The organism is Pseudooceanicola sp. HF7, from assembly GCF_011806405.1.
Taxonomy (GTDB): Bacteria; Pseudomonadota; Alphaproteobacteria; order Rhodobacterales; family Rhodobacteraceae; genus Pseudooceanicola.
Window position 1 is genome coordinate 11,596 of sequence record NZ_JAATOW010000041.1, and the last position, 20,066, is coordinate 31,661.

At 66.0% G+C, this 20,066-nt stretch carries 15 protein-coding genes; 14 read left to right on the forward strand and 1 reads right to left on the reverse strand.

Annotation, left to right across the window (positions count from 1 at the left end; all coding sequences use genetic code 11):
- Positions 1-83 precede the first annotated feature (83 nt).
- The 14 genes from HCZ97_RS17700 (at position 84) to HCZ97_RS17765 (ending at position 19,084) form a co-directional block, all read left to right on the forward strand.
- Complete coding sequence (locus tag HCZ97_RS17700; protein ID WP_167690442.1) at positions 84-3,905, forward strand: hydantoinase B/oxoprolinase family protein; 3,822 nt, start codon at positions 84-86, stop codon at positions 3,903-3,905.
- A gap of 115 nt (positions 3,906-4,020) precedes the next feature.
- Complete coding sequence (locus HCZ97_RS17705) at positions 4,021-5,577, forward strand: ABC transporter substrate-binding protein (protein ID WP_167690443.1); 1,557 nt, start codon at positions 4,021-4,023, stop codon at positions 5,575-5,577.
- 77 nt (positions 5,578-5,654) lie between these two features.
- Entirely contained in the window at positions 5,655-6,662 is a 1,008-nt protein-coding gene (locus HCZ97_RS17710; RefSeq protein WP_167690444.1) for an ABC transporter permease, read from the forward strand.
- Complete coding sequence (locus tag HCZ97_RS17715) at positions 6,659-7,561, forward strand: ABC transporter permease (protein WP_167690445.1); 903 nt, start codon at positions 6,659-6,661, stop codon at positions 7,559-7,561. The genes HCZ97_RS17710 and HCZ97_RS17715 overlap by 4 nt, the downstream gene beginning before the upstream one ends.
- A 13-nt stretch (positions 7,562-7,574) precedes the next feature.
- Positions 7,575-8,498, forward strand: a complete 924-nt coding sequence (locus tag HCZ97_RS17720; protein ID WP_167690446.1) for an ABC transporter ATP-binding protein — start codon at positions 7,575-7,577, stop codon at positions 8,496-8,498.
- Positions 8,495-9,322, forward strand: coding sequence for an ATP-binding cassette domain-containing protein (locus tag HCZ97_RS17725; protein ID WP_167690447.1), 828 nt, complete (start codon positions 8,495-8,497; stop codon positions 9,320-9,322). The genes HCZ97_RS17720 and HCZ97_RS17725 overlap by 4 nt, the downstream gene beginning before the upstream one ends.
- 854 nt (positions 9,323-10,176) lie before the next feature.
- A complete protein-coding gene (locus tag HCZ97_RS17730; RefSeq protein ID WP_167690448.1) occupies positions 10,177-11,628 on the forward strand; it encodes a glycosyltransferase family 2 protein in 1,452 nt (483 codons plus the stop codon).
- 10 nt (positions 11,629-11,638) lie between these two features.
- On the forward strand, positions 11,639-12,550 hold the full coding sequence (locus HCZ97_RS17735) for a glycosyltransferase family 2 protein (protein ID WP_167690449.1): 912 nt from the start codon (positions 11,639-11,641) through the stop codon (positions 12,548-12,550).
- A complete protein-coding gene (locus tag HCZ97_RS17740; protein WP_167690450.1) occupies positions 12,547-13,587 on the forward strand; it encodes a glycosyltransferase family 4 protein in 1,041 nt (346 codons plus the stop codon). The genes HCZ97_RS17735 and HCZ97_RS17740 overlap by 4 nt, the downstream gene beginning before the upstream one ends.
- An 11-nt stretch (positions 13,588-13,598) precedes the next feature.
- The gene (locus tag HCZ97_RS17745; protein ID WP_167690451.1) at positions 13,599-15,656 is read left to right on the forward strand and encodes a catalase; all 2,058 of its coding nucleotides are present in this window, start codon (positions 13,599-13,601) and stop codon (positions 15,654-15,656) included.
- A complete protein-coding gene (locus HCZ97_RS17750; RefSeq protein WP_167690452.1) occupies positions 15,653-16,690 on the forward strand; it encodes a glycosyltransferase family 2 protein in 1,038 nt (345 codons plus the stop codon). The genes HCZ97_RS17745 and HCZ97_RS17750 overlap by 4 nt, the downstream gene beginning before the upstream one ends.
- Complete coding sequence (locus HCZ97_RS17755; protein ID WP_167690453.1) at positions 16,687-17,778, forward strand: acyl-CoA dehydrogenase family protein; 1,092 nt, start codon at positions 16,687-16,689, stop codon at positions 17,776-17,778. The genes HCZ97_RS17750 and HCZ97_RS17755 overlap by 4 nt, the downstream gene beginning before the upstream one ends.
- Entirely contained in the window at positions 17,775-18,497 is a 723-nt protein-coding gene (locus HCZ97_RS17760; RefSeq protein WP_167690454.1) for a PIG-L deacetylase family protein, read from the forward strand. The genes HCZ97_RS17755 and HCZ97_RS17760 overlap by 4 nt, the downstream gene beginning before the upstream one ends.
- A complete protein-coding gene (locus tag HCZ97_RS17765; protein WP_167690455.1) occupies positions 18,494-19,084 on the forward strand; it encodes a class I SAM-dependent methyltransferase in 591 nt (196 codons plus the stop codon). The genes HCZ97_RS17760 and HCZ97_RS17765 overlap by 4 nt, the downstream gene beginning before the upstream one ends.
- Here HCZ97_RS17765 and HCZ97_RS17770 read toward each other — a convergent pair.
- A complete protein-coding gene (locus HCZ97_RS17770) occupies positions 19,066-19,854 on the reverse strand; it encodes a Crp/Fnr family transcriptional regulator (protein ID WP_167690456.1) in 789 nt (262 codons plus the stop codon). The two genes, HCZ97_RS17765 and HCZ97_RS17770, sit on opposite strands and share 19 nt — an antisense overlap.
- Positions 19,855-20,066: the final 212 nt, after the last annotated feature.

Genomic DNA, 20,066 nt, shown 5'->3' on the forward strand with positions numbered 1-20,066 from the left:
TCGGCCATTTCGCGATATTTTTTTCCATTTCGAAAAATTCTCATGTTTCTTGAGCCGGAACTTTGGATCTGGAAAGGCGTAAGATGACCGCAAAGACTTACCGGATGGGGATCGACATCGGTGGCACCTTTACCGATTTCGTTCTCACGGACACACGGACCGGCGAGATTCAGCTCTACAAGCACCTGACCACCCCGGCCGATCCGTCCCTTGGCGCGCTGAAGGGCCTGTCAGAACTTCTGGAACGTGCTGGGCTTACGCATGCGGACCTTGCCGAGATCGTGCACGGTACCACGCTCGTCACCAACGCGGTGATCGAACGCAAGGGCGCGCCAGTGGGCATGATCACTACGAAGGGCTTCCGCGACATCCTAGAGATTGGCACCGAGCAGCGTTACGACATCTACGATCTCACGCTTGCCTTCCCGGAGCCGCTCGTGGCGCGTGCCTGGCGCCGTGAAGTCGCTGGCCGGATCACGGCGGACGGCAGCGAGCTGACCCCGCTCGACGAAGCGGCAGTGCTGAGCGAGGCCGCCGAACTGGTTGCCGCGGGCGCCAAGGCCATCGCCGTGGCCTTCATGCATGCCTACCGCAACCCCGCTCACGAACAGCGTGCTGCCGAGCTGATCCGGGCTGCGCACCCGGACATCTCTGTCTCGATCTCCTCTGATGTCGTCGCGGAGATCTCGGAATATCAGCGGTTCGTCACCACCTGCGCAAATGCCTACGTACAGCCGCTGATGAACCGTTACCTGCAGCGCTTTGAAAGCGAACTTGCCGCGCATGGTTTTGACGGCGACTTCCGCTTGATGTCCTCCGCCGGCGGGCTTGTGTCCTCGCGCACCGCGCGCGATCTGCCGATCCGCCTGCTGGAATCCGGCCCTGCCGGGGGCGCGCTTGCAACGGCATGGTTCGGACTCGCCGTGGGCAAGGAGAACGTGATTTCCTTTGACATGGGCGGCACCACCGCCAAGGCCTGCATGATCGAGAACGGCCGCGCGCATATCGCCTCGTTCCTCGAGGCCGGCAGAACACATCGCTTCAAGAACGGCTCTGGTCTGCCGATCAAGTCGCCCGTCGTTGACATGATCGAGATCGGCGCGGGCGGCGGGTCGATTGCCTCCATCGACGCGGTTGGCCTGATGCAGGTCGGCCCCCATTCCGCCGGCGCCGCTCCTGGCCCTGCCTGTTACGGTCAGGGCGGTGACCAGCCGACTGTGACCGATGCCTCCGTGGCCCTGGGTTATTACAACCCGGACAACTTCCTCGGCGGGCGCATGACGCTCGATAAGGCCGCCGCGGAAACCGCCATCGGCACGCTTGCCGGTCCGCTGGGCATCGGCACGATGGACGCGGCCTGGGGCATCCACCAGACCGTGGCCGAAAGCATGGCTTCAGCCGCCCAGATCCACCTTGTCGAAAAGGGCAAGGATCCGCGTGCCTATTCGATGATCGGCTTCGGCGGCGCGGGCCCGGCCTTCGCGGCAAAGGTCGCGCGCATCCTCGGCGTCAGCGAGGTGATCATTCCCCCCGCCTCCGGTGCGGCCTCGGCCTTCGGTTTCCTGACCGCGCCGCTTTCGGTGGACATGGTGCGCTCGCGCCCGATGGACCTTTCGGAGGCGCTCGCCTCAGGTGAGCTGTCGCAAGTGCTGGCCGACATGGCCTTTGATGCCAAAGCCGAGCTTGCCGCGTCTGGCGTGGCAGAACCCGACATGGTGGCCGAGCCCGCTGCCGACATGCGTATCCGCGGCCAGTTGCATGACATCACGGTACCGCTACCTCAGGGACCGTTAGGCACCGATGCGCTCGAGGCGATCCGCGCCGCCTTTGCCAACGCCTACTCGGAACGCTACACCCGCGTGCCGACCGACGCGCAGATCGAGATCCTATCGCTGCGCCTGCGCCTGCGCGGGCCGGAGCCGAAGATCACCATCACAATGGCCTCGGACGGTGTGAACTCCACCGCGGGCGCGGCGCTCAAGGGCACGCGTCAGACCTGGTTCGGCACTGAGTTCCTCGAGGCAAGCGTTTACGACCGCCGTGCCCTGACCCCCGCCGACGAGGTTGCAGGCCCGGCAATCGTCGAGGAGCCAGAGTCCACCACCATCATCCCGCCAGGCGACGTGGCAACGCAGGACGCCGCCGGCAACCTGATCATCAAGGTCGCCGCCTCGGCCCGCGCCGCGACGCGCATCACCACCCAGACCCCGCGCGACGAGGCGATCAAGTTGCTCGAGTCTGATCCGATCACGCTGGAAATCATGTGGTCGCGGCTTGTCACGGTCTCGGAAGAGATGTGGCATACGGTCTGCCGCACCGCCTTCTCGCTGATCATCTCCGAAAGCCAGGACTTCGGCTGCGCCATCTTGGACCCAAAGGGCGAGACCATCGCGCACTCGGCGCGTGTCATGCCAGTGTTCAACCTGACCCTGCCCTGGGCGGTGCGGCACATCCTCAAGACCTACCCGGTCGAGAGCATGAAGCCTGGCGACGTCTACATCACCAACGATCCGTGGGAATGCGCGGGTCACCTCTTTGACCTGGCCATCGTCACCCCGGTCTTTTCGAACGGCAAGGTCGTGGCGCTGATGGGCACGGTGGGTCACGTCGGTGACATCGGCGGCCTGCGAGACGGCCTCTCGGCGACACAGATCTTCGAAGAAGGCATGCAGATCCCACCGATGAAGCTGCTCCGCGAAGGCGCAGAGAATGAGGACCTGTTCCGCCTGATGGGCGAGAACATCCGCGACAGCGAACAGGTTCTGGGCGATGTCCGCTCGCTGATCACCGCCAACGAACGCGGCCAGCACCGGATCGAGGCCTTCCTGTCAGAGTACGGGCTCGAGGACCTCGAAGCCTTCTCCGAGGTGATCCAGTCCCGCTCCGAAGCGGCGATGCGCGCTGCGATCCGCGACCTGCCTGACGGTGTCTACACCTCGTCGATCAGCAACAACCCGATGGGCGAGGTGATGACTTTCCCGTTGGAACTGACCGTGACGGGCGACACTATCGCACTGGACTTCGACGGCGCGCCGCCGGCGGTGACCAAGGGCGGCATCAACTGCACGCTGTCCTACACCAGCGCACATGCCACCTACCCGCTCAAGTGCATGCTGACGCCGAACGTGCGTGGCAACGCGGGCTGCTACCGTCCCTTCACCGTTTCCGCACCGAAGGGGTCGATCCTGAACTGCGAGAAACCCTCGCCGGTCAGCCTGCGCACCCGCACCGGCTGGTATCTCGCACCGAACGTCTTCCGCGCCATGGAAGACACCGCGCCCGACCGTGTGCAGGCCTTCTCGGGCTTGCCGAGCCTGCTGTCATTCTATGGCCGCAATGACGAGGGCAAGATGTTCTATGAACTTCTGCTGCTCGGAGCAGGCCAGGGCGGTTCGGCCAAGCAGGACGGCAAGTCCCCGATCCTCTGGCCCACTTCGGCGGCCACCACGTCGCTCGAACTGATGGAAACCCGCATCCCCGTGCTGATCGAGGAAAAGAGTCTCATCCAGGACAGCGCAGGGGCCGGCGCGAACCGCGGTGGCCTTGGCGTCCGCGTCCGGGCGCGGCGTCTCACCGGCGACAGCCCGATGCAGGCGATGGTCGCGCCCGAGGGCGTGAACCTGCCGATGGAGGGTGCCTTCGGCGGCACCCCCGGACGCACCGCCCAGGGGCTGCTGCGCAACGCGCAGGGCGAAGTGATCCACAACGTCGGTACAGGCGGCATGGTCGATCTGAACGACACCGAAACCGTGGTCGAGCTGTGCCTTTCAGGCGGCTCCGGCTTCGGCAAGCCAGAGGACCGGCCGCTCGACGCGATCGAGCGCGACCTGTCGGAAGGCTACATCAGCGCCGAGGCCGCCGAGACGATCTACGGCCTATCCAAGCGCCGCACTTCGGCTGCCTGAGCCAAGGACCAGGCCCCGCGCGCGACGGCTTCCTGACGCGCGCCGGGCACTCGGCGGGTCCGCTCAGGCGGTCCCGCCTCGATAGAAAAAATGATATCCAACAGGAGTTTCCGTCATGAACCTCACCCGTCGCGCCCTGCTGGGCGGTGCAGCCGCAATCGCAGCTCTAGCGCATCTCACCCCCGCCGCCCTTGCCCAGGGCAGCAAGGTCATGGTGCTGGCCAGCGCCGTGGACATCCCCAACTTCGACCCGCACGTCGCAACCGGCTATGCGCCCGCTATGCTGTTCCGCAACGTTTATGATCCGCTGGTTCGCGTCTCCGGCAACCCGCCCGAGATCCAGCCGGGCCTCGCCTCGGAATGGGCCCTTTCGGACGACGGCCTCACCTACACCTTCACCCTCGATCCCGACGCCGTGTTCCACGACGGCTCGTCGGTCACCGCCGAGGACGTCGTCTGGTCGATCGAGCGCATCCTGAGACTTCAGCGCGGCAACGCCTGGATGATCGAAGGCATCGTCGAGCCAGGTGCGACCCGCGCGCTGGATGAGCGCACGGTCGAGTTCACCCTCACAAAGCCCTACGCGCCGTTCCTGCAGGTGATGATCTGGATGTTCATCGTCAACAAGGATGCGGTCGAGCCCCACCTCGCCGATGATGACGGCCAGGCCTGGCTGATGAGCAACATCGCGGGGTCGGGTCCGTTCACCATGGGCCGTTACCAGACCGGCAACCTGTACCAGCTAATGCGTGCCGAGAACGACTGGCACCCCGGCGGCGGCAACCTCGATGGCGCGATCTGGAAGATCACCCGGGAGACCTCGACCCAACGCCTGATGGTGGCGCGCGGCGAGGCGCATATGGCGATGGACCTCTCTGCCGAGGACATGAAGGCGCTCGATGGCACCGACGGTGTCGATCTGATCTACGAGACCGAGTACCGGACTTTCTCGATCAAGATGAACACGCAGGACGGCCCGCTGCAGGACGTGAACCTGCGCCGTGCCATCAGCTATGCCTACGATTACGACGCGATGCTGGCCGCCGCCGGCCCGGCCGAGCTGATGACCGGCCCGCTGCCCACCGGCATCCTTGGCTTCGATCCCGAGCTCGAGGTGCCGCGCCGCGACATTGAAAAGGCCCGCGAGTACCTGGCCAAGTCTGAATACGCCGAAGGCGGCTTCACGCTGACCGCGCGCTACGCCTCCGGTTACGAAAACATGCGCCGCTGGGCACTGATCCTGCTGGAATCGCTGAAAGAGCTGAACATCAGCCTCGACATCCAGCCGACCGCATGGCCGGACATCGTGTCCTCGGTGGCGCGGCCCGAAACGGCACCTGACTTCCATTTCATCTTCCAGACAGCGAACTACGCGGACCCTGACAACATCGCCTATGCAGCCTACCATTCGTCGCGCAATGGCACCTGGCAGAACCCGACCTACGGCAACCCCGAGGTCGACACGCTGATCGAACAGGCCCGCGGCGAGATCGACGCCGAAGCCCGTGCCGAGATCTACGGCGAATTCCAGCGCGCGGTCGTAGCCGATGCGCCGGATCTCTTCGGCGTGCTCGAAAAGCGAAAGCTGGCGCTGCGTGATAACGTCCGGAACTTCGTCTTCACGCCGGTCGCCGCTAATGCCGTGGAGCTGCTGCCGCTGTCTCTGGACTGATCCACACTGCCTGACGACACCGCCCCGGCCAAGACACGGCCGGGGCCTTTCTCACACTCCGAACCGGGGAGACCTCCATGCTTTGGTACGTGATCCGCCGCCTCCTGCTGATCATACCCACGCTGCTCGGCCTTTCGGTGATCGTCTTCGCGATCGCCCGTCTGTTGCCGGGTGATCCCGTGGGCCTGGCCGCCGGGCCGAATGCCACCCCCGAGGTCATCGCCTCGGTCGCTGCCGAATTCGGCTTGGACAAGCCCATCCCGGTCCAATATTGGAACTACCTCACAGGCCTGTTGCAGGGCGACTGGGGTGTCTCCCTGTTCTCGCGGCGTCCGGTCGCCGCCGACCTTGCCGAGTTCGTGCCCGCCACTCTGGAGCTGGTGATCGCGGCGCTGCTGATCGCCGTGATCGTTGGCATTCCGCTCGGCCTGCTCGCGGCGATCTGGCGCGACGGCATCTTCGACTATCTGACGCGCACTGTCTCGCTCGGGGCCATCGCCATGCCGCGGTTCTTCCTCGGTTTGCTGCTGCAGCTGGCCTTTGCCATGGCGTTGAACTGGCTGCCGCTGTCGGGACGCTTCCCCCTCATCGAGTTTCCGCCCGAACGGATAACCGGCTTCTACACCGTGGACGCAATCCTGATCGGCGACTGGCACGCGCTCGGCGTGGCGCTGCAACATCTCGCGCTGCCCGCGCTCGCGCTGTCGCTGTCGCCGCTGGCGACGATCCTGCGGATGATGCGCGCCTCGACCATCGAAGTGCTGCAGCAGGATTATATCCTGACTGAACGGGCCCTGGGGATCCCCTCTTGGATCATCCTGTTCAAATACACCCTGCGCAACGCGGTCTCGGCAACGCTGACGGTGATCGGACTGTACGTGTCCTGGCTGCTTGGCGGCACGGTGCTGGTCGAGACGATCTTCGATTGGCCGGGCATCGGTCTCTATTCCACGCAGGCCATCCTGGGCCAGGACTTCATGCCGGTCATCGGCGTAACGCTCGTGATCGCCATGATCTACCTCGTCACCTCTGTGATCGTCGACATTCTTCAGGCGGTCCTCAACCCGAAGGTGCGCCTGCAATGAGCCAGATCGACACGTCCCTTCCCCGGGCCGGCCTTGCCCGGTCCGCCCGCGCCGAGGCCCGCGCCCGCGCGATCTACCGCTTCCGCCAGAGCCTGCTTTCGGTGATCGGCCTCGCCATCGCGGTGATCCTGATTACCGTGGCGCTGCTGGCGCCCTGGCTGCTGCCCTACCCAGACGATGTGACCGGCGCGGTGAACCCGGCGGTGGCCTTCCAGCCACCCTCTGCCGCGCATTGGTTCGGCACCAATTCGGTCGGCCAAGACATCATGACGCTAGTGATCTACGGCAGCCGCATCTCGTTGCTTTCGGGGGTGACGGTGATCCTGCTGGCGCTGATTATCGGCGGCGCGCTCGGCGTCATCGCCGGCTGGGTCGGTGGCTGGATCGACGAGGTGATTATGCGCATCACCGATCTTCTGCTGACCATCCCCTCGCTGATCCTCGCCATGGCCGTCGCCGCGGCGCTTGGCACCGGCATCTGGAACATGATCATCGCGATCACCATCACCTGGTGGCCGACCTACGCACGGCTGGTGCGCGCCGAGGTCGCCGCCAAAAAACAAGAACAATTCGTCATCGCCTCGCGCGTGCTGGGGGTCGGACCGATGCGGCTGATCGGCCGCCACGTCCTGCCCAACATCGTTACGCCCGTGGTGGTGAAGGCCTCGCTCGACGTGGGTTTCGCGATCCTGCTGGTGGCCTCGCTCGGCTTCGTCGGCATCGGGGTCAAGCCGCCGACCCCGGAATGGGGCACGATGCTTGCCGAGGCGCGCAACTACATGCCGCAATACTGGTGGACGGCGATCTTCCCGGGCACCGCGATCTTCCTGGCCGTGCTGGCCTTCAACCTCCTGGGCGACGGTCTGCGCGACGTGCTCGACCCGCGCACCCGCCGCTGAGAGGAACGACCGCATGGCATTGCTGGACATCTCCGACCTTCACCTCTCGATGCGCAGCTTCGAGGGCGAGACCCCCATTCTCAAGGGCATCGACCTGACCGTCGAGCGGGGGCAGATCTGGGGCGTGGTGGGCGAAACCGGATCTGGAAAATCGCTGACCGGGCTGACCATCTCGCGCCTGCTTCCGAACACGACCGCGCGCTATACCGGCGGGCAGGTGCTGTTCGACGGGAAGGACGTGCTACGCGCCGGTGAGCGCGACATGCGCGCGCTGCGCGGCGGGCGGATCGGCATGATCTTCCAGGATCCGACGACCAACCTGAACCCGAGCTTCCGGATCGGCACCCAGATGGTGGATGCGGCACTGCACGCCGCCCGCGACAAGCCCGCCATTCTCGGCCTCACTGGGCGCGAGTCGCGCCGGGCCCGCCGACGCGCCGCCTGGCAGGCCAGCGTCGCGCTGCTCGAAAGCTTCGGCCTGCATGATGCCGAGGACCGCATGGCGCGTTTCCCCCACGAGTTCTCAGGGGGCATGCGCCAGCGCGTTCTGATTGCCATGGCGATGATCGGCCAGCCGGACCTGCTGATCGCGGACGAGCCGACGACAGCACTTGATGTCTCGGTGCAGTCGCAGATCCTTCGGCTGATCCACCGCCTGGTCGAGGAGCGGAACATCGGGGTGATGTTCATCACCCATAACCTTGGCGTGGTGGCGCAACTGTGCTCGCATGTGGCGGTCATGTATCGTGGCCGCATCGTCGAGCGCGGGCCCGTAAGCAAGGTGCTGAAGGCGCCCGAACACATCTACACCCGCGCTCTGATGGACGCGATCCCCACCGCGCGCGCCCAGATGGACACCCTGCGCGGCATCGATTGGCCACTGCGCGACCGCATCGAAGCTGAGATCGCCGCAACCGCAAAAGAGGTCACCGCATGAGTAAGCCACTTCTCAAGATCGAAGGCCTTGGCCATGTCTACGGTGCACGCCGCGGGCTATTCGGCACCTCACCCGCCTTCCGCGCCCTGACAGGCATCGACATCTCAGTCGCCCGCGGCGAGAGCTTCGGACTCGTCGGTGAGAGCGGGTCGGGCAAAACGACGCTGACCCGCAATATCCTTGGTCTCGAACGCCCCTCCGAGGGGCACGTCCTGTTCGACGGCCACCCGGTGATAGACCTCGGCCGCGGCGGCGAGCGCCGGCTGCGACGCCGAATGCAGATTGTCTTCCAGGATCCGCAGGCCTCGCTCGACCCTCGCATGACAATCCACGACACTATCGCCGAGGCGCTGGTGATCCACGGCCCTGACCTCGGGATCGCACGCAGCGGATACACCCGGCGTGTGCTCGACCTGCTCGAGGCCGTCGGCCTTGGCCGCGAACACCTCTATCGCCACCCACACGAATTCTCCGGCGGCCAGCGCCAGCGCATCAACATCGCCCGCGCGCTTGCGGTGGAGCCGGAACTGCTGATCCTCGACGAGCCGACGTCGGCGCTCGACGTGTCGGTGCAGGCGGATATTCTGAACCTCTTGCAACGACTTCAGAAAGAACTCGGGCTGACTTATTTCTTCATCAGTCATGACCTCGGCGTCATCCGCTACACCTGCGACCGCGTGGCGGTGATCGAGCGCGGCCGGATCGTCGAGCAGGGCCCTGTGGCCAAGATCTTCGACACCCCGTCACAGGACTATACACGCAAGCTCATGGACGCGATCCCGGATCCGGATCCGGACCTGTCGCCACTCCGTCGCCTGGCATGAGGCTGCAAGAAATCGAGGTCGCTGACCGAGGCATTGCCCGGCCGCAGCCATAAATTTCGGTTACTGGAAGAAACGTTGGAGTTGCGTCGCTCTCGCAAGGAATGAAGAGCTTATTCACGTGTAGGCTCAAACCCCGTGTTGAAATGGGGAATTTTGCCGCGACGGTGTTCCAGTTGGATGTCAGCTGCCGCTGTTGTGGTCAAAGGTCCTCGCGACCATGGCGAATGATCAGAGTATGCCCTCTGCGACGCATGTTCCAGGCGCAGCGTGGTCACAGGCAACAACACGACGGGCGGATAGACCTCATGCGCCGCGATGGCGGGGAAGGCCACGCCTAAGTGCGCATGCCAAGGTCAGGGACTTTTCGTGGGTCCTGCCGTGCGGCGCCGATGTCGACGGACGGGAAGCTAAGGTCTGTGAGCGGATGGCTTTCTTTGTGAAAGTGCCAGGCAAAACCGTAGATCCAGCTCCTCAAAACCTCTCTCTGTCCCGTCTGTGACATCACCCTTCGAAAGGTTTCCTGGCACTGACAGATCTATCGACGGCAAGCATTCGCCCTCCCCAGGATGGTTCGAGCCGAACATTTGCCTGGCTCCAAAGCTACCCCTCCTCCGGCGCACAATCTGCCGGCGTTGTCCCCGGCGGGAACCTTGCGCTGACGACGTCCTAGCCGGCGTCTCATGGCACCGAGAACCGGGTGGAGTAAGCAAGGCAGCACCCCCCCTGCCCCCGGCGAAAGACCGCCGGCAGACTGGCTCGGGATAACAAATGTTGTCGGAACATCGGGGCCCGCCCGCTGTTCTTATCACAGAGCTACCCCCCTTGAGGTGGCCCTCCTCACAAGGAACCAGACCATGTCACGACCCGATGGGCGCTGCGCCTTTCTCGGACTGATGGCGCTTGCCATACTGCTGCCGGCACTGGCTCTTCCGGTGGTCGCGCTGGCCATGCTGGCCCAGGTGATCCTCGGGGCGCTCAACCTGCATGCCGGGCTGGTCTCGAAGCGCCGGCGGCCCGAAGTGGCCTCGCGCGTCGGGGCACCACAGCGGCTGCATTTCTCCGTCCATCTGGCGACCCACGCCGAACCTCCCGCCGTTGTCGCGCGCAGCTTGCGCGCCTTTGCAACGCAGGTTGGCGCCCCGGAGTTCGAGGTCATCGTGCTGGACAACAACACCGCTGACCCTGCACTCTGGCGCCCGATAGAGGCACTCTGCACCTCTCTTGGTCCCGCCTTCCGATTCTACCATGAAGAGGGCGTTGCCGGCGCCAAGGCGGGCGCACTCAATATCGCTCTCGCGCGCACGCACCCCGCGGCCACCCACGTGGTCATCGTTGATGCGGATTACGAGGTCACGCCGGATTTCCTGGCCATCGCGGCGCAGGAGCTGCAGCGCGGCGGGGATGACTTCGTCCAGTTCCCGCAGGCCTACCACGGCGACGCGGGCCCCGCGCAGGGGCTCTCGCTTGAACTGGCGGACTATTTCCTGCGCCATGCACGCCAGGCGAACGTAGCGGGCGCGATGCTGCTGACCGGAACGCTCAGCGTCATCAGCCGCCCCGCGCTCGAGGCCGTCGGGGGATGGAGCTTCCGAACCATCACCGAGGATGCAGAGCTTGGCCTGCGCCTGCACCGGATGGGCTATCGCGGGCGGTTCGTGGACCGGATCGTCGGGCGCGGTCTGCTGCCCCTCGATCTGGGTGGCCTCAGCCTGCAACGCTATCGCTGGGCGGCCGGCAACATGGACACGGCCCGTGGCGTCTTCGGAGGGCTGCCGGCGCGCAGGACGCTGCAGGTCTTTGCGCAGCTCACCGCTTGGGCGAACCTCGCGCTGCCCTGTACCGCCACCTTGCTTGGCGGTGGCCTCGCGTTGTCGATGGGCCATCAGGTGGAGGCAAGCCGCCTTCTGGTCACGCTGTCGGGGATCGGCCTGGTTCTGGTTTACCTGTCGGTCTGCCTGCCCATGCTCATCGGCATGGCCCTGCGCGACCGCCCGCCGGTCAGGGCCTTCGCCGTGGCACTGGCGGCGCGGGCCGCAATGATCCTGCCATCAGCGCTTGGGACGGTTGACGCCCTCATGCGGCGCTCGGGCAGTTTCCGGCGGACCGCGAAAGATGTCGATCAGGCGTCCGATGCCGTGGGGCCGATGCTGCCCGCGCTGGCGCTCTGCGGCGCCGCCCTGCTCACCGTCCCGCATTTGCCTGCCGCCGCCGCGCTTGGCGCCGTTCTGGTGGCGCTGCCCTATCCGCTGGCGCTTGCCACGCGCCGCCGCCTGGTCGCCTACCGCTCTGCCCTTCACCCTGCATGAGGACCGCCCAATGACACCCAGCGTCACGATCATCATCCCGACTTACAATCGCGCCCCCATCCTGCCGCAGGCCATCGAGGCGGCCCTGGGACAGTCGCATCCCCAGACCACGGTGATGGTCGTCGATGACGGATCGCAGGACCAGACCGGGGCGGTCATCGCGCGCTACGCGGATCATCCCCGTTTCGTCGGCGTCAGCCTTGCCGGCAACGTGGGCACCGCACAGGCAAAGAACGTTGGCATCGCGCTCAGCACATCGGAGGCCATCACCTTCCACGATTCCGATGACCTGCCCCACCGCGACAAGGTCATGCGTCAGGCCCGCGTGCTTGGCAACGAAACCATCAGCGCGCACCCCTGCCTCAACTGGCGCCTGTCGGGCCGAGAGCCGGACACGCGCATCCAGGTCGGGGGCGTGCTGACCCATCATGAGCTCATCCTACCCGATGGCGAGCGGGTCGAGATCCGCCGCGCCCTCAGCCTTGTCGATGATTTCTTCCCGAACCTGCAGATGGCCGCCGGGGTGCCGGGGGACTGGACCCATGTGAATTCGGGCCTGTACCACCGGTCGGTCTTCGACCGGCTGGGCGGCTTCATGGACTGCATCGAGGAGGACCGCGAATTCCGCAACCGGCTGATCATGGCCGGAGAGGTGCTCTGGGTCATCCCGGAGATCCTGCTGACCAAGATCGAGACACCCGACAGCCTGACCCAGCTGGGGGCGACGGATTACGACAGCCCGCGCCGCATCGCGGATCGCAAGCGGGTCTGGGACGCCGTCGGCCACTGGTTCGCCACGCGCGAGGTCGATCCGGTGCCCATTGATCTGTCCGGCATCGCCATCCGGTCCTGCAGCAACCCGGCCCTCTGCGACCGCGCCGTGCTAAGCGGGATGAGCGCCCTTCGGGAGCAGGTGGCATGAGCGGCGGGATCACCTTTGTCGATGTGCTCGCCCCGCGTGCCTATAGCGGGATGCCGGGTGATCTGGCCGGCCTTGGCGGGACCGAAGCGACCCTGGTGCGCATCGCCGAAAGCCTGGCCCCCCGCCTCCGCGTCACCGTGCGCCAATCCGCGCGGCAGGGGCACGACAGGCTGTCGGGTCGCGTCCGCTACGCCGGGTTCGACGTGAGGCGCCCTTTGCCAGAAGCGCCGGCGACCATCGTCGTGGTCAATTCCTGGAAGGTCGCGCCCCGGTTGGCGCGGCTGCATCCCACGGCGCGCATCATCGTCTGGCAGCACGTCTTTCCCGGCCGTCACAACCGGGCGCTGGCCCCGGCCCTGCGCGAGGCCGGGGTAGAGGTGATATGCGTCTCCGCCGCCCATGCCGACTGGCTGCGCGCCTTCCTTGGCCCCGATGCACCGTGCATCGGCCATATCCACAACCCGATCGACGATGATCTTTTCCCCGACGACACCCCCCGCGATCCGAACCTGATGCTCTTCGCCTCCTCCCCCCACAAGGGGCTGGGCCAGGTCTTCCGGCGGTTCGAGGCGCTGAAGCACCGCGTCCCTTCCCTGCGCCTTGCCGTGGCGGATCCAGGATATCTGGCCTGGCCGGCCGGTCCGGTCCCCGCCGGGGTCATCCCGCTTGGGCGGCTCGAAAAGCCCCGGCTGGTCAGCTGGATGCGCCGGGCAATGTGCCTGTTCTATCCGCAGGACCAGTTTGCCGAGACCTTCGGGCTGGTCATTGCAGAAGCCAATGCCGTCGGCTGCCCGGCGCTTCTGCAGCGCGGCCTTGGCGCAAATGACGAGGTCGCCTCGGATCCCGGGCAATGCATCGACACCACCAACCCGGAGGCAATCGCCGCAAGGATCGCCGACTGGCGCAGCGCCATCGGGCACTGCCCCCTAGCCACCGCGCGGGCAGAGTTCCGGCTGTCCCAGGTGACAGCCCAATGGGCGGCGCTGCTGAATACCGATCTGGCCGCCTGGCCCCGCCGTCACGCAATGCAAGACTGAGCCTCAAAGGAATGACCATGAAAGACGACAGTGATATCCGCAAAGGCAACGGCGGCGAGACCCACCAGGTTGCCGATGATAGCCATGAGACCATGACGACGCAGGTCGGCATGCCGATCTCGGACGATCAGAACACGCTCAAGGTCGGACAGCGCGGGCCGCACCTGATCGAAGACCAGGTCTTCCGCGAGAAGATCTTTCACTTCGACCACGAGCGCATTCCGGAGCGGGTCGTGCACGCCCGGGGCTATGGCGCTCACGGCACCTTCGAACTGACCGAGGATCTGTCGGACCTCACCCGCGCCAAGTTGCTGACCGAGGTGGGCGAGAAGACGGATGTCTTCGTGCGCTTCTCCACCGTCGCCGGCAACAAGGGCTCACCCGACCTTGCCCGGGACGTGCGCGGCTTCGCGGTGAAGTTCTATACCAAGGAAGGCAACTGGGACCTCGTCGGCAACAACATCCCCGTCTTCTTCATCCAGGATGCGATGAAGTTCCCGGACCTGATCCATGCGGCAAAGCAGGAGCCCGACCGCGGGTTCCCGCAGGCACAGACGGCGCATGATAACTTCTGGGACTTCATCTCGCTCATGCCGGAAGCCATGCACATGGCGCTCTGGATTATGTCGGACCGGACCATCCCGCGCGCCTTCCGCTTCATGGAAGGGTTTGGCGTGCATACCTTCCGGCTGGTGAACGCGGAGGGCAAGTCGAGCTTCGTCAAGTTCCACTGGAAGCCCCGCCTGGGCATGCAATCCGTTCTCTGGGACGAGGCGGTCAAGATCAACGGCGCGGACCCCGATTTCCACCGCCGGGACCTTTGGGACGCGATCCAGAAAGGCGATTATCCCCAATGGGATCTGGGTCTTCAGGTCTTTGACGAGGATTTCGCCGACAGCTTCGATTTCGACGTGTTGGACGCCACCAAGCTGATCCCAGAGGAAGTCGTGCCGGTGCGCCGTGTCGGCACGCTGACGCTGAACCGCATGGTCGACAACTTCTTTGCCGAGACCGAGCAGGTCGCCTTTCAGACCGGCAACATCGTGCCCGGCATCGACCATTCCAACGACCCGCTGCTTCAGGGGCGGAATTTCTCGTACCTCGACACGCAGCTGAAGCGGCTGGGCGGGCCGAACTTCAACCACATCCCGATCAACGCGCCGAAATGCCCCTTTGCCCACCTGCAACAGGACGGCCACATGGCGATGCACAACCCCAAGGGCCGGGCCAACTATGAGCCCAACAGCCATGGCGAGGGCCCGCGCGAGGACCCGGAGCGCGGCTTCACCTCCTACCCGGCCGAGGAAGCTGGGCCGAAGCAGCGCATCCGCTCCGACACCTTTGCCGACCATTACAGCCAGGCGCGGCAATTCTACCGCAGCCAGACCGATGTCGAAAAAGGGCATATCGCCGACGCCTTCGTCTTCGAGCTCTCCAAGGTGGAACGCCTGTCGATCCGCCAGCGCATGGTCGGCCACCTGATGGTCGTCGACGAGGAGCTTGCCAAGACGGTCGCCGATGGTTTGGGCCTGACGGAGATGCCTAGCGCGGCCACCCCCGCGCGCGACGTGATCCAGACCGATGCCTCGCCCGCGCTCAGCATGCTGGCCAACGCACCGGACAGCTTTTCGGGTCGCAAGCTGGGCGTGCTGGTGACCGACGGGATCGACGGCGGCGCCTTCGAGGCGCTGAAATCGGCCGCCGAAAGCGCCGGCGCGCAGATCACCGTGATCGCAGAGAAGGTCGGCGGCGTGACCACCGCGCGCGGCAAGACCATCGCCGCGGATGAAAAGCTGGATGGCGCGCCGTCGGTCCTGTTCGACGCAGTGGCCATCCTCGCCTCTGAAGATGGCGCGGCCAAGCTGGCGGCGATGCACGGCGCGCGCGCATTCCTTGCCGATGCCTTTGCGCACATGAAGTTCATCGCCCTGACGGCAGAGGCAAAATCCGCCTTCTGGTCAGCCGCGGTGCCGGACAAGGCCGATGACGGCGTCTTCATCCTTGACGGCAACCCGGAGGACTTCCTCACCGCCTGCAAGGCGCTGCGGTTCTGGGAGCGGGCGGCGTGAGCCGCCCCCCTCTTGCCGCGCGCAGCCGCGCGTTCGGCCCGGACTCGCCCTGGCCCGCCGCGATCACGATCCCGGCGCGAAACGAGGCCGAGCGGATCCTGTTCTGCCTCGAGGCGGCGCGCCTGTCCTTGCGGGATCGCGGTGGGATCGTCCTGGTCGTCAATGGGTCCACAGACGCGACCTTTGCCCGTGCCAAGGACTGGTTCACGACCACACGCACGGCGGGGCTGCTGATGGACCTGGCCGACACCCCTCCGGGGGGTGTTGGCGCGGTGCGGCGGCAGGCCGTCGCCGCTGCGACCCCTCGGCTTGCGCCCCAGGGCGTGGTGCTCACAACCGATGCCGACAGCCGCGTGTGTCCCGACTGGCTTGACGCCAACCTGTCAGAGCTGAGCCAGGCCGACCTGATCTGCGGCACCGTCCTGCCGGATGCCCAGGAGTTCGCACAATTGCCCCGGATCATCTCTCAGCGCGGCGCGGCAGAGGGCGAGTACGTCGCGCTGACCCTCGCGCTTCGTGCCCTGATCGACCCTTTGGAGCATGACCTCGCCCCCTGTGGGCTGGGGGCTGCGGGCGCCAGCCTTGCCTTCCGGATGCCGCTTTATCTAGATACCGGCGGCATCCCGGCGCTGCCCCGAAACGAGGACCGCGCCTTTGCCGCGATCGCAGAGGACCGTGGCTGGCGGGTCAGGCACAGCGAGAAGGTGCGCGTCTCGACCTCCTGTCGTCTGGACGGTCGCGCGCCGGGCGGCATGGCCGAGGCCCTGGCGCAGCGCATTTCCGATCCCGATCCGCTGGTGGACAGCGCGCTCGAACCTGCCGACCGAACCCTGCAGCGCTCGCACCTGCGGCGCGCAAGGCGAGAGGACCTGGCCCGGTTCGGCCCGGGCTCGCTGCAGGTCGCGCAGATCGACAGGCAACTGGCCGGACTTGCACGCATCCCAATGCGGCTCTCGGACGTGGAGCGCGAATTGCCCCTTCTGGCGGCGGCCGTCTGCGCCTCCCGGGCGGCCAAGGAAAGGCTGACAGCATGAAAGACGCCCCCGCAACAGCCCTGCGCCCGCAGAGCGAAGCCGATGCACTCAAGGCCATCGCGGAGGCTGCGCTGAAGGCCGATGCAGGCGGCTGCAATCTCTCGGGCGATATGCGCCAGCTGGCATCGTCCGGCATCCTCGCCCGTCTCTGCGCCTTCGAGGGTGGTGTGCAACAGGCACGCGCGCAGGCCACCTTGCTGCGTCGGATCGGCCGCGCCAGCCTCTCGGTCGGGCGGCTGGCGGAGGGGCATATGAACGCCCTCAAGCTCATCACCCTCTACGGTACGCCCGATCAGCTGCGGCGCCACACCGCCTCTGCACGAAACGGCGCGATCTTCGGCGTTTGGGGCGCTGACGCCGACCAGCCGGTGACCGTAGTGACAGAACTCGATGGCCGTCTGCGGCTGGCCGGGGGCAAGCGCTTTGCCTCGGGGCTCGGGACCGTCACCCATGCCGTGGTGACGGCGCAGCATGTCGACGGCCTGCGTCTTGCCATCGCAGAGGTGCGCCACCCAGGGCGGGCAGATGCCGCTGCCTGGGACACCTCCGGCATGCGGGCGACGGCCTCGGGCAGCTACGATTTCAACGGTGTCACGGCAGAGGCGCTTGGCGCTGCGGATGTTTACCTGCAAGAGCCGCATTTCCAGGGCGGTGTCTGGCGCTACGCCGCCGTGCAGACCGGCGGGCTAGAGGCCCTGGCCGAAGAGGTGCGCCGCGCCGTCAGCGCAACGAACGCGCCGGGAGAGGCTCAATTGCACCGTCTGGCCCGCATCGCCAGCCTGGCCCATCGCGCCCGCCTGATGGTCGAGGATGCCGCGGCCCGGGTCGAGGCCCCCGGCGCGGGGCCAAAGGCAGTCGCGCTCAGCCTGGCCGCGCGGGAGGAGGTCGAGGTAGCCTGCCTTGAAGGGATCGCCCTGGCGGACCGGGCCCTTGGCACCCGGTCCTTCGTCAAGGGCCAGCGGGCAGAGCTGGTGCGCCGGGACCTGGGGCTGTTCCTCCGGCAGGCTGACCTGGACGGCAAGCTGCGCCACGTCGGCTTGGCCCTATGCGCATCCAAGGCCCCGATCGGAGAGGTCTGGGCAGGATGATGACGTTCACCGGGATTGTCACACAGGCCCAAAGCGCCCCCCTTGCCCAGCTTGCAGAGCTGACCGGACCCGGCGCCGTGCTCGTTCTGGCGCCCCACCCCGATGATGAATCCCTTGCCATGGGCGGGGCCATCGCCGCCGCCTCTGCGGCCGGTCACCGCGTTCACGTGGCGGTCGTCACGGACGGGGCCTTGTCCCACCCCGGGTCCAGGGCCTATCCCGCCGCCGCCCTCTCCGCCCTGCGCAAGGCAGAGGTCGAGCTGGCCATCGACATCCTCACCCAGGGGCGCGAGACGCCGATCTGGCTGGGCTATCCGGACCAAGGCGCGCCGGATGACCCCGGCGCCTTTAGCGACGTCGAAACGCGGCTGCGGTGTCATCTTGGGGGCGTCACGGCGATCTGGACCACCTGGAACGGCGATCCGCACAGCGACCACCAGAAGGTATGGCGCCTTGCCCGCTGGATGGCGGAGCCGCTGGACTGCGGCATGTTCGCGTGCCCGGTCTGGGGGCGGGTGCAATCCCCCGTGGCGGGGGCCTCAAGCGCCGGCCTCAGGCGTTTTCAAACGACAGCCTACCGTGAGGTGAAGGCGCGCGCCGTTGCCGCCCATGCCTCCCAGATGACCGGCCTCATCACCGATGACCCGGAGGGTTTCCGCATGCCGCAGGACCTCGCCGCGCATTTTGTTGCGGCGGATGAGATCTTCATTCCATCATGAGCCGCGATGCCGCCTCCTTCGACCGTCTCTACCGTGAAGCCGGCGATCCCTGGAACTATGAGACCAGCGCCTATGAGGCAGAGAAATACGCCCGCTGCCTCGCCCTGCTGCCGCCGCGCCGCTTCCCGCGCGCGCTGGAGGTCGGCTGCTCCATCGGGGTGATGAGCGAAACACTCGCGCGCCACTGTGACAGCCTGCTCGGGCTCGACTTCGCCCCCACCGCCATCGACCGCGCCAAAACACGCGGCATCCCGAACGCCCGGTTCGAGGTGGCCGCGGTCCCGCAAGACTGGCCAGAGGGGCAATGGGATCTGATCGTGCTGTCCGAAGTGCTCTACTATCTCTCCGCCACCGGGTTGGAGGACGTCCTGCGCCTGATTGTCGACAGCCTTGCACCGGATGGCGTGTGTCTTGTCGCCGGCTACCTCGGCCCGACCGAAACAACGCTGACCGCGCGCGACGTAGAGGCCCTTCTGCTGGCCGCGCTTTCGGCCGACCGACCGAAGCATGACATCCGCCGCGATGCCGCGCCCACCTGGATCGCAGCGGCCTTCGTCTGCGGCGGCGCTCAGTCTTCAGGTGGGTAGAGGTAGGAGGGGTCGAAATGCGCCAGCTGATGCAAAAGCGCCCTGTCGTGGATCTCGGCATGTCCGTCCCGGATCGTGCAGGCGCCGCTCTCGCGAAGCTCGCGGCAGACGCGGCTGACATGCACCGGGGAAAGCCCGGCGATCTCTGCCAGATCGGTCTGAAGAAGCGGCAAGGAAAGCCGGTCGACCCTGATCTCTCCCGCTTCCTGAAGCCGCTGATCCATCTCGCTCACGAAATCTGCCACCGACGCCAGGGCGCGCAACCGGCTGGACCGGAAAATCCAGTGCCTATGGATCGCGGCATCGATCATGGTCAAGCGCCAGAGTTGCCGGGCATGGTGAGAGGACCGTTCCATGATCCGGTCCAGCGCCGCGTGGGGAAAGAGCGCCACCCGCGCCTCCGTCAGGGCGCCGATATCGTGGTCCAGACGTTTCAGCGGCAAGGCGTGCAGATCGACGAAATCCCCCGGCACGCTGATGGAAACGATCGCGCTCTGCGGCTCGCTCTTTTGTCCGTTGCGGACATAGCGCGCCATCAGCCCGTCAAGCAGCAGCGCGCTGACGTCCAGCTTTTCGCCCGCTTTCGAGAGCATTTCGCGTGAGTCCAGCTGCCGCACCTCGGAACAGGCCGCCCGCAACAGTTGCCAAAGCTCAGGATCCAACCGGCGCACGACCCCGCGCCGATCCTGTTCCGTCAAGGCGCTCTCATCGGCTTTCGAGACTGCCGTCACGCTCGACAGTCCCGGCCTGCCAAACCATTCGCCTTTCATTCATCGCCTCCTGCGGGCACGTCGATCCATCAAGCAACCTATGGCCAGAAATGGCTTCGTGCTGAAATTCTGGTGAAATCCTTAAATTTAAACGCGCCTGTGCCCGCAGTGTTCCCTCTCGGGTCGGACAAGCCGGAGTCGAGAGGCACTTCTTGCTCGCAGCATTGAGCAGGACAGGCCGTGAAAAGCGCACGCAACGGCGCCAGGATCGC